Origin of the sequence: Halobacillus litoralis (genome assembly GCF_020171725.1) — a bacterium.
In the GTDB taxonomy this organism is placed as follows: Bacteria; Bacillota; Bacilli; order Bacillales; family Halobacillaceae; genus Halobacillus; species Halobacillus litoralis_F.
The window spans coordinates 148031-161883 of the sequence record NZ_JAIVAJ010000010.1 but is presented as its reverse complement, the minus strand read 5'-3'; the positions used below and the strand labels follow the sequence as shown (position 1 = coordinate 161883).

The following is a 13853-nucleotide window of genomic DNA, read 5'->3' as shown; positions in this document are numbered from 1 at the left end:
GTTAATAAATGAATGGAATCAAACGATATCTGGAGGCACACCACTTACGGTACAGGTCGCCGTGAGCTTCAATCAGCATGGCTTCCTCTATGCGTATTCTATGTAGCAAAGCCATGGTGACGAGCGCGCCGCAGAATAAAGCTGTCCATACATTTCCCACACCTAAACAAAAACCGATGACAATCAGAACCAACCCCGTATACAAGGGGTGACGCAAGAACCGATAAGGACCGGTACTCACCAACTTATCCCCACGCTTCACGGACACATCACGCGTGAACTGGTCTTTCAAATGGAGGATCCCCCAATACCTCAAGGCAACGCCCGAAGCATATAGAATCAACCCAGCCCACAAAAGACTCTCAGATAGAACGACTCCGATCCCCCACTCCCGCATCGTCAGTGAAACCGAAACGGCTATGATGATTGCAGCAAGAATAAGAGGAAAAGAACGCTTCTCCAGCTGGTCCTCACCCTTCGACTCACGATTCCGAAATAAGAAAAATTCCAGAAGCCAAAGCAAGGTTACGAGGAGAAATATGATTTCCAGCACACTCATAAATCCGGAACCTTACCTGGTATTCGATTCAGCATGACTTCCCCTCCCAATTCCTGCCACAGCTGCTATCTATTACTTTTCCCATATCAAAAACGGTTTAAACAACCGGAACGAAAAAACTTGATTCCCTTGATGGCGACACGTAAGATGGAAGAAATCCGCATAAAAAAGGTAGGTGCCCTTATGGCCATCTTCAACTGGATCTTTGTTCTGGCCGTTGTCATCATCACGTTTTTCGTGATCTTTCGTAAGTTAACGAAGACAAGCTACTGGATTATGGGAGCTATCCTTATTCTGTATGCCTGCGTACTGTTTTGGAACATCCCTTAAACATAAAAAAGAGGACTGGCATCAGTCCCCTTATCGATTCTCTCTTCTCTGTTTATTGATCGCTTCCCTGATGTGGTAAAGCTCCGCGTACATTGCCGTGGCATAGACCGAAATGATGCCGAGGAACATGGATAGAACGAATACCGAGCCATCCAGCTCAAATCCAAGCACCGCTGAAAAACCGACAATGGCGCCTATAATGATACCGATTCCGGTTAATGTAATGATTTTTTGTAAAGTTACAGAGTAAAACACATAAACCACCCCTTCCGCCTTCCTTTTCTGTCAATATACCCCGGAGCTCCTTCGTTTACACATAGACTCTATGAGACACCCCCTTCAACGCAAGCTAATTCACTCCTTAAGAAAACGGCCGCTTGACGCAAAGTGTATCTCACGCAAGCGAGTTATGGGACTAGGAATCTATCCATCGATCTATCGGATGTCCCATAAAACGAGATAAGGGACTAAGAGTCTACCAATTGGTGTTCAGGTTGTCCCATTAAGAGAGATACAGGACTGTGAATCGATGGGTTGATATACCGGTTGTCCCATAAAAAGGTTTATGAGACTAGGAGTCGACCGAATGGTGTGCCGGCTGTCCCAATAAAGAAGTTATCGGACCGGGACCGCCCCATCCACACATCGACTGTCCGATAAAAATCCCCGCCTTTATGCGGAATAGAGAAAAACAAAAATGACCACCCCGATAAGGAGTGGTCATTCGATTAAGCTTCCATGCGCTCTTCTGTTAATTGTGAATCCTCATGTTTTTTCTCCGTTTCAGATACAACAACCGCACAAGCCGCATCACCTGTGATGTTCAGAGCTGTACGTGTCATATCGAGAATACGGTCGATTCCGATGATCAGCGCGATTCCTTCTACAGGCAGGTTCACTTGAGTCAATACCATCGCAAGCATGATCAGGCCGACACCCGGCACGCCTGCTGTACCGATACTGGCGAGAACCGCCGTCAGGATCACCATGATAATCGCCGAGAACGTTAAATCAACATTGTACACCTGCGCGATAAAGACGGTCGCAACACCTTGCATGATGGCGGTTCCGTCCATGTTGATCGTGGCGCCCAAAGGCTGAACGAAGCTGCTGATCGGCTTCGGTACATTCAATTTCTCCTGCGCGGTTTTCATCGAAATAGGCAGCGTCGAGCTGCTGCTTGACGTACTGAATCCGACCGTCATAGCAGGGAAGAACTTTTTAAAGAACTCTATCGGATTCATGTTACCAAGGAATTTCACGGCTGATCCGTACGTGATGACCGCGTGAAGGACAAGTCCAAGCACGACAACGACCATGTACATAAGCATCGCCCGCATACCATCCAAGCCGAGCTCACCTACCGCTGATGCAAGGAGACCGAAGGCACCGTACGGAGCGAATTTCATAATGAGATTCACTAAGTACATCATAATGTCGTTTCCTTGTTCGATGACTTTCGTAACATTCTCCGCCTTCTTGCCAAGCATCGCTAAGGCGAAGCCGACAAAAACAGAGAAGAAGATGATTTGAAGCATATTTCCTTCGACCATCGCCTGAATCGGATTAGTCGGGATAATGCTTGTGAACGTCTCAACGACCGTCGGAGCTTCCTGAGCTTCGTACTCCGCTCCTGTCGTATCGATGTCAATGTTACCTGGCTGAATGATAAACGCTAATGAAATCGCAATCGTAATCGCGATTGTAGTCGTCACTAAGAAAAACCCGATTGTTTTCCCACCGATGCGCCCTAGTTTCTTAGGATCGCCAAGCGAAGCGGTTCCTAATGTAATAGAGAAGAAAACGATTGGAACGACAAGCATCTTAATAAGGTTTAAGAAGATGGTTCCAAGAGGACCGAAAATATAGGTATCTAATGTGGTAAACCATTGTGGTGCAAAAGTATGGAGGGCAATTCCGACAACCGCACCCAACAACAAACCAAGGAGTATTTTTCCTGTTAGTTTCATAGTCATAACCTCCTGATGTATGGGATAACGCTTTCTTTTCGTTTTCTTGATAAATTTTTACCCGAAAAGTCAAAAAAAGCTTATGAAATTGTGTTAGATTCTGAGTTTGCTCCTGGATGGAGCTAGGGCATGGAATACATTTCGATGGGCTTAATTGTGAGAAAATACTAATAATTGTACAGAGTGTTTATCGCGCCATTTTAGAATTATAGCACATTAAAGTCCAACAGAAAATGAATATTTTTTGCAAGAAATGAAAGAGGACTTTCTACCAATTACAAAAAGCACCTTACCACGATAGGTAAGATGCTCGGTTTGTCAGGAGAGCACGATGAAAGTCATTCCCGCTTCTTCAACTCTCTTCTTAAGACTTTTCCACTGATTTGTGTTTTCGGAAGCTCGTCGATCACTTCGATCTCACGAGGCGCTGCGTGAGCTGCCAGTTTTCCTCTGACAAAAAGACGGATATCCTCTAGAAGCTCAGGCGTCTCTGGGTAGCCGTCGTTCAATGCGATGAAGGCTTTGACGATTTCCCCTCGGACCGCGTCAGGCTTTCCGATGACGCCGGCTTCTTTGACCGCTTCATGTTCAATCAGCTTACTCTCGACTTCAAATGGACCGATCCGTTCTCCAGAAGAATTGATCATGTCATCGCTGCGCCCTTGGAAAAAGACATACCCGTCTTCATCGATATATGCCAGGTCCCCAGCTATATACCATCCATCACCGTACGGGAAATAGGATAAATACTTCTCTTCATTCTTCCAAATCTCTTTCATAATGGAAGGCCATGATGTCCGAATGGCCAGGTGACCCGTTTCTCCGGGTGGCAGTTCACTTCCTTCATCATCTAAAACAGCCGCCTGAATCCCGGGAATCGGACGTCCCATAGAGCCGGGCTTCACCACACGGGTCGGAACATTGGCAATCAGCTGAGCTCCTGTTTCGGTCATCCACCACGTATCGTGAATGCGGAGTCCGATGGTGCGATACCCCCAGTGAATCACCTCAGGGTTGAGAGGCTCACCGACGCTTAAGATATGGCGCAACGAGGAAAGGTCATACGGCGACTGGACAGATTCACCAGCCGCCTGCAGCATACGAAAGGCGGTTGGAGCGGAATACCATACCGTCACCTTCGTTTGTTCAATGACTTCATACCACGCCTCTGCAGAAAAACGACCTCCATGGATTACAATAGTGACACCATTTAGTAGAGGTGCAAAGACCCCATATACTGTTCCCGTCACCCATCCCGGATGCGCTGTGCACCAATAGACATCGTCTTCCTTCAAGTCGAGCACCCATCTGCCAGTTTGATACTGCTGAATCATCGCACGATGCGCATGAATGACCCCTTTCGGCTTTCCGGTCGATCCACTTGTGTAGTGAATGTTCAATCCGTCATCCAGCTCCACCCATGTGACATCAGCTTCCGGGCTTGCTTCCTGAGCCTCGCTCACAATCGAAATCTCACCTGACTCCACCTTTTCATCTGTTAAAAAAATCTTCCTCAAACTTGGAATATGAGCCGTATCGACCCGGTCCATAAACGATTGATTCGTAATTAAGAACTCACCTTCGCAATCATTGATTCGGTCCCGGACCGCTTCCTCCATAAAAGCTTCAAATAGAGGCCCGACCACGGCACCCATTCGAATCGCTGCAAGCATCGCCACATATCCAAGCGGGTGCTTCGGCAGAAAGACAAAGACAAAGTCGCCTTTCTTCACCCCGTGCTGCCTCAACACATTCGACCAGCGGCCGATTTCGTCCTGCAGCTCTTGATACGTATAAGTGATCGCTCCCTCGTCTCCTATATAATGGAGCGCTTGGTGACTCCCTTTCCCTGCCTCAACATGGCGATCCACACATTCATACGCCATATTCACACGGCTCGTCTCACTCCAGGTAAACACCTGCTCAACACTCTTCCAATCAAAGGACTGTCCTTCCGTATATTCCTTCGCCAAATTCGAGGCAGATGGGTGAGCTTGAAGAATCGTCTCTGTCATTTCGTTCGCCTCCTTACACTTTCGTAAAGTCCAACTCTTGTAAAATTTGTTCTTTCAGTCCTGCTAAGTATGCGTCCCCTCGTTTCCTCGGCTTCGGCTGCTCAATCGTAATCTCCGATTCAACCCGCCCAGGCTGCCCCCTCATAATGACGATCCGGTCGCACAAGTAGAGCGCTTCATCAATATCGTGGGTTACGAGAAGAGTCGTCGTCTCATGACGCTCCCAAATCGAAAGCAAGAGATCCTGCAGCTGCATTTTCGTAAAAGCATCCAATGCACTGAACGGCTCATCCAGCAATAAGATTTCCGGCTGATGGAGAAGAGACCGCGCAATCGCTGCTCGCTGGGCCATCCCTCCGGATAAGTCTTTCGGATAGTGATGCTCGAACCCATTCAGACCAACCGTTTTCAGTAAAGCTTCCGCCTCTTTCTGCTTTGTACGCTTTTTCGTGCCGAACGTAATATTATCGATGACGTTCAGCCACGGCATGAGCCTCGGTTCCTGGAACATCATTCCGAAAGCCTCTTCCTGGTGAACAGCATCGGTTGTTACCGTTCCCTCGTATTGAGGGTCAAGACCCGAAAGAACACGAAGCAGCGTACTTTTCCCACAGCCACTCGTCCCGAGCACCCCTACGACTTCCCCTTTCGTTAACTGCATGTCTATATGATGAAAACCTGCTTTTCCCTCTTGGAAAAGTCGGGATACGCGATGGACTGTTAACATGTTGATACCCCTTTCTTATGAAGCATTTTCCATACTGTCCTGCCAGCGAAGCGCACGTTGCTGAAGACGCTTCAACAGTTCATCCGTCAGCTTACCGAAGATCGCGAACAGAAGAATACTTGCGACGACAAGCTCCGGAGCCGATGTATTTTGCCCGAAGACCATTAAATAACCAAGTCCCTGACTCGCCCCAAGCAGTTCCGCTGCCACAACAAACATCCACCCGAGGCTCAGTCCACTACGGATTCCGACTAAGAAAGAAGGCAGAGCCGCAGGGAGTATGATTCGTCTGATCAATTGCAGGGTGGAAAAATGATACATGCGTCCGACTTCAATCAGCTTCCGGTCGACACCATGAATGCCGGACGTCAGATTCAAATAAACAGGGAAGAATACGCCGACTGCAACCAACGTAATCTTGGATGCTTCTCCGATCCCGATCCACAAAATGAACAACGGTACCCACGCCAGAGAAGGAATGGCCCGCAATGCCTGGAGCATGGGATCCAATAGGTAATTAGCGATTTTGCTGTATCCTGTTGCCGCACCTAACACAACGGCAGCGGCTGCTCCGAAAGCAAAGCCTGCTGCAACACGATAAAGCGTGATGCCGACATGCCCCCAAAGCTCACCGGATTGAGCCATGCTGACCACTTCACCGAGCACGGTCGTCGGTGCCGGAAGAAGGTGGGGAGCCACCCACCCAAGACGTGAAGCCAGCTCCCAGATCACAATGAGAAGGACGGGAATGACACTTCCAAGTAACGCTTTGTTTCTGACAAAAGGCAGACGCACACGTTTGTCTTTATCTGATTGTTTTACGGAAGGAGAGACGGCAGCTTCTGTTTGACTCGACATCGATTACGACTCCCTTCTTATGGATTAATCACTTCTTCTGCTAAGCCTGGCTGTACCAGTTCCTCAGTCAATTCATCAATGTTCACATCAGGATCGATAATCTCTTCAGCCTGCAACACTTTCCCTGCCCCTTTGATTGTCTTCTTCAACGACTCATCAGGAATAGGGTTCGAGAAGTCATTACGCTCCAGGCTTTGTTTCGCTACTTCTAAATCAAGGTTTGCTTCATCTGCAAGAATTTGAGCCGCCTCTTCCGGGTTCTCGATCGTCCATTTTCTAGCTTTCTCATACACTTCAATGACCGTCTTCACGATCTCAGGATGATTCTCTGCGTAATCCGAACGGACATTTAACGTTCCGTACGTATTGAAATCAGGCTTTCTATAAAATAGATTGGCATCAGATTCAAGTTCAAGACGAGCCATATGCGGATCAAGTCCAGCCCAGGCATCCACGTTGCCTGAGGTTAAGGCAGAACCCCCGTCTGCGTGCTGCAAGTTGACGAGCTCGATATCTTTAGAAGACAATCCGTGATCTTTCAATGCACGGACTAAGAAGATATAAGGGTCCGTTCCTAAAGTGGCGGCTACTTTCTTCCCTTTTAAATCTTCGACGGATGAAATACCAGAATCAGCATTCGTCACGAGTGCTGTCCACTCCGGCTTGGAGTAGAGATAGACAGACTCGATCGGTGCCTGATTCGCTTTCGCCATCAGCGCAGCCGCACCAGCCGTTGAACCGAAGTCCACACTGCTCGAATTTAAGAATTCAAGCGCCTTGTTGCTCCCTTGACTCAAGACGAATTCAACTTCGATCCCCTGTTCCTCGAATGCTTCCTCAGCCCAGCCCTTCTCCTTCAGCACAAGACTCGTCGGAGAATAGTACGCGTAATCAAGCGTTACCTTATCGGGTTGCTCTTCGCCTTCTGCACTGCCTGAGCAGCCTGCAAGAAAAGTCCCGATCAACAATACGGATGCCAGCAGCCACCATTGTTTTTTCACTTTGTATCCCTCCACTCTTAAATCTCACACGCGTACGTATCAATGGTTCCGCGCAGCCTTTGGGCTTCTTTGTATGTGCAACGATTATGAACGATTTCGAGTCCTGCTTCACTTGCAATTTCTGCAGCCTTAGGAGCAATGACCCCTTCTTGCAGCCAGAAGACTTTCGGACGAACATCCGCCGCTTCTTTCGCAATCTCAATAGCTGCTTCCGGACTTCTGAATACTTGAACGACATCAATCTCAAAAGGAATCGATTTCAAGTCCGGATACGCGGTCTCTCCAAGGACCTCTGTTTCCCTTGGATTAACAGGGATGATTTGATACCCCAGACGCTGCATCTTCCTCGCCAGACGATGACTCGGACGCGATGGTTTACCACTTAAGCCGACGACGGCCAGCCGTTTCGGGCGGGTTACGCTCTCTCCGTCAACCGTCTCTTTCAACTGAGGAGACTGAAGCGCCCACTTGATAATGCCTTCATCATTCTCTGTCACCCCGCGCTCCGACTCTTTCCCTGTTGCCGCTGCGATCGCACGGTCGAGATCATTGATTAAATCCTTCGCCGATTCAAGCCCGACAGACAAACGAATCAACTCTTCTGTCACACCACTCGCCGACAAGTCCTCAACAGAAAGCTGCTGGTGTGTAGTAGAAGCCGGGTGGATGATCAATGATTTCGCATCTCCGACGTTTGCAACATGTGACCATAACGCGATGTTATTGATGATCGCACGCCCCGCTTCCCGGCCACCTTTGATCCCGAAGTTCACAACCGATCCGAAGCCACCTTCTAAATATTGGTCAGCCAAATCGTGCGCAGGATGTTCTTTCAGTCCAGGGTAAGACACCCACTCCACATCCGGATGACCCTTTAAGTATTCAGCGATTTCCTGAGCATTGTCATTATGTCGCGCCACCCGCAAGTGCAGCGTCTCAAGCCCCTGCAGCAGCAAAAAGGCATTCTGTGGACTCAAGCAGGAACCGAAATCCCTTAGAAGCTGAACCCGTAACTTCGTAATAAAGGCAAGCGTTCCGAAGTCCGCTGTGTAGACAATGCCGTTGTAGCTCTCATCCGGCTCTGTAAAAACAGGGAACTTCCCGTTACCCCAGTCGAACCTGCCGCCATCTACCACGACTCCACCAATGGCCGTTCCGTGCCCGCCGATCCATTTTGTAGCGGAATGGACGACGATGTCTGCCCCGTACTCAATCGGTTTACACGTATAAGGCGTTGCAAATGTGTTATCGATGATCAGTGGAATCCCTTGGTCGTGAGCAATCTCCGACACTTTCTCAATGTCCAGCACGTGAAGGCTCGGGTTTCCGATGGTTTCCGCATACACCGCTTTTGTTTTATCTGTGATGGCCGCTTTGAAATTCTCAGGATCTTCCGGATCGACGAACTTAACTTCTATGCCATAACGCGGTAAAGTATTAGCAAATAAATTATACGTTCCACCGTAAAGGTTGGCTGCCGCCACGATTTCGTCACCTGAACCCGCAATGTTCAAGATCGATAAAGCGATCGCTGACATCCCGGAAGCGGTTGCGACTGAAGCCACGCCGCCTTCGAGAAGAGCCATCCGTTTTTCAAAGACATCGACGGTCGGGTTTCCGATTCTGGAATAAATGTTACCCGGTTCATCCAGCGCAAAGAGGCTTTGAGCATGCTCTGTATCATGGAACACATACGAAGTCGTTTGATAAATCGGAACCGCCCTCGAACCTGTCGTCGGATCTGGAGATTGTCCCCCGTGCAGTGCAACCGTATCTACGTCGTAACCTTCTACTTGTTTACTCATTTCATCGTCCTCCTTTTAAATTTCAAGGCGCAAGCGCCATTTTTCTTAGAAAACCAAAAAACCCCTCTTCTTAGATAAGAAGAGGGGCTGTTATAAGCCGATTCTCCTCTTATCTTCCAGATTTTTAAAATCTGTAGGATTTAGCACCTTTTCAAACCGATGTTTGAAGGTTGCCGGGCTTCGCAGGGCCTATTCCCTCTGCCGCTCTTGATAAGAGATCCTTATTAAATTAACTATGTTGAGAATTATATAATCAATAAATCTGAATGTCAACAATATTTAGAATATTATTTTATTGAGGCTTGAATCGCCTGCTCGAACTGGCTCACGATATCGGATGCTTCCTCAATTCCGATCGATAAACGGATTACGTAATCGTTAATGCCGATCTGCTGTCTCTCTTCATCCGAAAGAGCACGGTGGGATGTTCGAACCGGGTAGGATACGGTCGTCTCTACTCCTGCAAGGGTTGGAGCGATTTTAATCCAGCCGAGTGATTGGAAGAAGGATTCGACCTGAACCGTTTCTGCCAGCTCAATCGTAACGATCGCACCGTTCCCACGCTCCGAGACATGTTTGGGATAATAGACTTGTTGGACGTGCTCATTAGCAGCTAACGCCTCTGCCAACACCTTTGCATTATGCGACTGCTGCTTCATACGAAGACCGAGCGTTTTAGAACCTCTTTGAGTCAACCATGCCTCAAACGGACTTAAGTTGGCACCTAACGTCACGACCTTCTGAGTCGCTTTCGTAATCAATTCCTGTTTCCCTACAAGGACACCGGATGTGACATCACTATGCCCACCGATATACTTCGTCGCACTATGTACTACGAGGTCAATCCCTTCCTTCGCCGGCTGGAGCAGATAAGGCGTGGCGAATGTATTATCCACCATCGTATAAAGACCATGCTCAGAGGCTAGTTCCACAAGTCCACTTAAATCCTCTACTCGAAGGAATGGATTGGATACCGATTCGGTATAAAGCAGCGTCGTATTTTCCTTGATCGCCTGCTTCACTTGTTCTAAATCAGCAAACGAAACCATCGTGACTTCAATCCCGAACGTATCCAGTTCAGCGTTCAGAAGCTTGTGCGTACCGCCGTACACATCATCCGCAGCTACGATATGATCACCTGGTGATGCCGTCGCTAAGATCCCCGCAAGAATGGCGGACATTCCGGACGACGTCGCAACCCCTGCTTCCGCTTCTTCAAGCGTCGCAATCGCATCGCTCAGCTCATCCGTATTCGGATTCCGCTCTCTTGAATAAAGGTAGGGCACATCCCCCTCATAATAACTCTCGAGGTGATCCAAATCTTTAAATGTAAAGGCTGTCGACTGATAAATCGGTGTATTCTTACTGTTCTGGACTTGTTTCTGGTCAAATTTCTGATGCACAACTTTTGTTTCAAATGAAGAACTCATATTCTCTACCCCTTCTCAGCTAGTCTGTTTGTTGAATGATTATATAGAGCGAGCCTCCATTTTGTCAAAGTTTTTCGACTTTTTCCGCAATCTGTCGAAAGACGAACTCATAATAGCCCTTCTCGTGAGGTACGATGTCTTGATGCCCGATCTGTCCTGTATTCCCTGTCACAATGGACTGGTATGTGATCGAACCGTCAAAAATCTTTTCAAGATCCTCGACTTTCACTTTGACAAGATCCGTCACTTCTTCACTCGTTTCGAGCTTCACAGAATCCTCCACCTCACCTACATAGATGCGGCATATTTCACGGTCCATTCCTTCGTTTGTTTCCAGTTCTTCCTTATAAGCTCCGATATATTCAAGCTGGGATGGGGAAAGGCGAAGCCCGATTTCTTCCTCTACCTCCCTTAATCCTGCTTCCATTACTTTTTCTTCTGCTTCAATATGTCCGGCAGCTGTAATATCAAAAAGAGAGGGGAATTCCTTTTTGAAGTCCGCTCTCTTTTGAAAATATAAGTAGGCGCTTTCACCCTCGCATCCATACAGCCAGCAATGAAACGTCTCGTGCCAATCGCCATCTTTATGTACGCATTCTCTCTCTTTTGTTCCGGTCGGCTCAAGCTGATCATTAAAAATCGTCAATTGTTCCCTCATCTTCATCATCCTTTTTCACCACTATAACAGATGCAAAACGCTATAGGCTCACGCAATCTGCCGGTTTCGGACGACTGAAATAATAGCCCTGGTATTCGTGGCATCCTTTTTCCTTCAAGTAACGGATATGTTCCTCCCGCTCGACCCCTTCTGCGATGATCTGAAGCCCTAGACTTTGAGCCATGGCGATAATCGCACTGACAATCGCTACGTCGTTCTCTCCCGCATCAATTTGATTGACGAAGGAACGGTCGATTTTTATCGCATCCACAGGTAGTCGACTTAAGTAACTGAGCGAAGAGAATCCCACACCGAAGTCATCCAGATGGACTTTAATTCCCTTTGCCCGCAACTTCTTCAGCGTGTCGATACTCCTATCAAAGTCCTGGAGCACCATCGTTTCTGTAATCTCGACAATCAAGCTCTCCGGAGATAAGTTCGACTGATTCAGCGCATTGAACACTTTATCAGGCAGTTCTTCGTCAGCGAACTGACGAGCAGACAAGTTCACAGATACCTTCAAATCCGGCCTCTGATGGTTGACCTGCCACTCTTTCGTCTGCCTGCAGGCTTCCGTCATCACCCATTCCCCGAGTTGGGTAATCATGCCGCTCTCCTCGGCAAGCCTTATGAAATAATGAGGAGACAACAGTCCGAATGCCGGCTGTTCCCAGCGTACTAACGCTTCATATCCAATCGTGCGAAGGGTTTTCCCACAAATCTGAGGTTGGTAATGAAGAACGAACTCTTCCTTATCCAAAGCATGGTGCAGCGCCTGCTTCAGCATCATCTCTTCACGGATTTCCTGACTCATATGGGAATCGTACAGCTCATAACGGTTCTTTCCGTTCCTTTTTGCCTTCTGCATGGCCGCGTTCGCATACCGAAGCATCGCGTCTTCATCTTTTCCATCATGTGGGAAGAAGCTGACACCTATGCTGACCGTCGTATAATATTCTTTTCGGTCGATCATGAAGGGGCGTGCCATCGACTGAATGACATGATCCGCCATCGCACAGACCTCATCCACCTGAGATACATTTTTGAGCAGCACAACAAATTCATCACTGCTGATTCTCGATAACACGCACTTCTTCCTGGCAAATATCCGTTTCAAGTGAACCGCAAATTCCTGAAGCAGCTCATCCCCTTTTTCATGCCCCCACGTGTCGTTGATCATTTTGAAATTATCCAAATCCACGATAAGCAGCCCCAGATTCGCTTCTTCTTTTGAAGCCATCTCGAGCTCTTCTTTCATTAGTATGGAAAAATAGTCACGCTTGGCAAGTCCCGTAAGTGAATCATATTGGGACAGCCTTCTGAGCTCCGTTTCTGCCTTCATCTTAGATAGTTCATTCTCGATTCGATCTGCTAAGATTTGAAAGATCGCTCGACTGAGTGGACCGTTGCTTAAGGGCTCATGATCCATAATGACGATAATTCCGATGACGTCACCATCTGAATTCAACAAAGCCTTTCCTAAGTAACTTTGAATATGATGTTGTTTAATAAAATCATCATCTGGGTAAACCGATTGTACACTTCGCGGATAATAACATTCGTAGTGCTCGAGCACGTCGTGACAAGAGGTCTTGTCGAGCGGGTACTTGTAACCTGAGGATAGGATGCCGTCGTGATACATGGAGATACACGAAACTTGATCCATGTCATCACCAGTCAGCTCCCCTACAAGTACGGTGTTGACATCCAGAAGCTGAGCTAAGTATTCTACAAAGAAGTTGAAAAACGATTGACCGTTAGCCGACGAAAACGCGTCTCCGATTTCAGTAATCGACTTCTTCAATTGATCGAGCTCCTCCCGACAAGAAGAAATCGAAACCGAGAGCCCACTATAGCCGAGAAGCACACCGCTGTCGGAATAAAACGGGGTGATCATGTCTTTCATCCAGCGATAGCCAGTGCCGTTTTTCAATCGATAGTTCAAATGGAAAGGCCGTGAATTCTCTTGAAGCATGGCACCCAAAACATTGAAATCTTCCCCATGAATGAGTTCCTTTGCTTCCACTACGTTCATGGAACGAGCGTCGCCAGGCATCTTCTCAGTTAAAGGATCATTCAAGTAGATTTTCTGGTCCCTCTTGTTATAAAACCACATAGGTATGGAAAGCTGCTTCAGCGTTTTCCAAGGATGATCGATTGTCAGAGCCATTCCTCTCACCTACTCATGTATGAATTTAGAACCGTTTTCTTTAGATATCGGAAAATTTCGATAAAACTTAAGGGAATGGCACATTTTATATCCGAAAAAGTAAACAACTATAAAGAAAACTTAATCAAAAAGGAGCATCCTACATGAACAAAAAAGGAAAAATCCAACCTCCAAGTGATTTCGCCCAAGCCTTCAGCCATCCGGTGAAATACAACAAAGCCTTTTCCAAAACAACAGCCGATCACGAAGAAGACCACTCAGAAAGCGACGCAATGATGCACCATTACCTTGATGAAGAAGACGAGAAATAAAATTTCATTCTATAAAAAA

The 13853-nt window shown here is 47.5% G+C and carries 13 protein-coding genes and 1 riboswitch; of the genes, 2 read left to right on the top strand and 11 right to left on the bottom strand.

Annotated features, from left to right (window positions below; genetic code table 11):
- Nucleotide 1 precedes the first annotated feature (1 nt).
- Nucleotides 2-559, bottom strand: a complete 558-nt coding sequence (locus LCM20_RS18345; protein ID WP_225196949.1) for a methyltransferase family protein — start codon at nt 557-559, stop codon at nt 2-4.
- Nucleotides 560-691: 132 nt separating this feature from the next.
- On the opposite strand from LCM20_RS18345, the gene LCM20_RS18340 reads away from it, so the two are divergent.
- Nucleotides 692-889 carry a hypothetical protein gene (locus tag LCM20_RS18340; RefSeq protein WP_225196948.1) on the top strand — a complete coding sequence of 66 codons (198 nt, stop codon included), beginning with the start codon at nt 692-694 and terminating at the stop codon, nt 887-889.
- 30 nt (nt 890-919) lie between these two features.
- Here LCM20_RS18340 and LCM20_RS18335 read toward each other — a convergent pair whose 3' ends face one another.
- The 10 genes from LCM20_RS18335 to LCM20_RS18290 all read right to left on the bottom strand — a co-directional run bounded on the left by LCM20_RS18335 (nt 920) and on the right by LCM20_RS18290 (nt 13523).
- A complete protein-coding gene (locus LCM20_RS18335; RefSeq protein ID WP_225196947.1) occupies nt 920-1144 on the bottom strand; it encodes a hypothetical protein in 225 nt (74 codons plus the stop codon).
- Nucleotides 1145-1617: 473 nt separating this feature from the next.
- The gene (locus tag LCM20_RS18330) at nt 1618-2859 is read right to left on the bottom strand and encodes a dicarboxylate/amino acid:cation symporter (protein ID WP_225196946.1); all 1242 of its coding nucleotides are present in this window, start codon (nt 2857-2859) and stop codon (nt 1618-1620) included.
- A gap of 338 nt (nt 2860-3197) precedes the next feature.
- Nucleotides 3198-4874: an acetate--CoA ligase gene (acsA, locus tag LCM20_RS18325; RefSeq protein ID WP_225196945.1), complete on the bottom strand. Its 1677-nt coding sequence runs from the start codon at nt 4872-4874 to the stop codon at nt 3198-3200.
- Between the two features lie 13 nt (nt 4875-4887).
- Entirely contained in the window at nt 4888-5601 is a 714-nt protein-coding gene (locus LCM20_RS18320) for an ABC transporter ATP-binding protein (RefSeq protein ID WP_225196944.1), read from the bottom strand.
- Nucleotides 5602-5616: 15 nt separating this feature from the next.
- Nucleotides 5617-6459: an ABC transporter permease gene (locus LCM20_RS18315; protein WP_225196943.1), complete on the bottom strand. Its 843-nt coding sequence runs from the start codon at nt 6457-6459 to the stop codon at nt 5617-5619.
- 17 nt (nt 6460-6476) lie between these two features.
- Nucleotides 6477-7460: an aliphatic sulfonate ABC transporter substrate-binding protein gene (locus LCM20_RS18310; protein WP_225196942.1), complete on the bottom strand. Its 984-nt coding sequence runs from the start codon at nt 7458-7460 to the stop codon at nt 6477-6479.
- A 17-nt stretch (nt 7461-7477) separates the two neighbouring features.
- Complete coding sequence (locus LCM20_RS18305) at nt 7478-9265, bottom strand: PLP-dependent aspartate aminotransferase family protein (protein WP_225196941.1); 1788 nt, start codon at nt 9263-9265, stop codon at nt 7478-7480.
- A gap of 106 nt (nt 9266-9371) precedes the next feature.
- A riboswitch (SAM riboswitch) is annotated at nt 9372-9482 on the bottom strand.
- A 70-nt stretch (nt 9483-9552) separates the two neighbouring features.
- Entirely contained in the window at nt 9553-10695 is a 1143-nt protein-coding gene (locus LCM20_RS18300; protein ID WP_225196940.1) for a trans-sulfuration enzyme family protein, read from the bottom strand.
- A gap of 64 nt (nt 10696-10759) precedes the next feature.
- Nucleotides 10760-11353, bottom strand: a complete 594-nt coding sequence (locus LCM20_RS18295) for an NUDIX hydrolase (protein ID WP_225196939.1) — start codon at nt 11351-11353, stop codon at nt 10760-10762.
- 40 nt (nt 11354-11393) lie between these two features.
- On the bottom strand, nt 11394-13523 hold the full coding sequence (locus LCM20_RS18290; RefSeq protein ID WP_225196938.1) for an EAL domain-containing protein: 2130 nt from the start codon (nt 13521-13523) through the stop codon (nt 11394-11396).
- Between the two features lie 143 nt (nt 13524-13666).
- Here LCM20_RS18290 and LCM20_RS18285 point away from each other — a divergent pair, with 143 nt between their 5' ends.
- A complete protein-coding gene (locus LCM20_RS18285; protein ID WP_225196937.1) occupies nt 13667-13834 on the top strand; it encodes a hypothetical protein in 168 nt (55 codons plus the stop codon).
- The last annotated feature ends 19 nt before the right edge of the window (nt 13835-13853 follow it).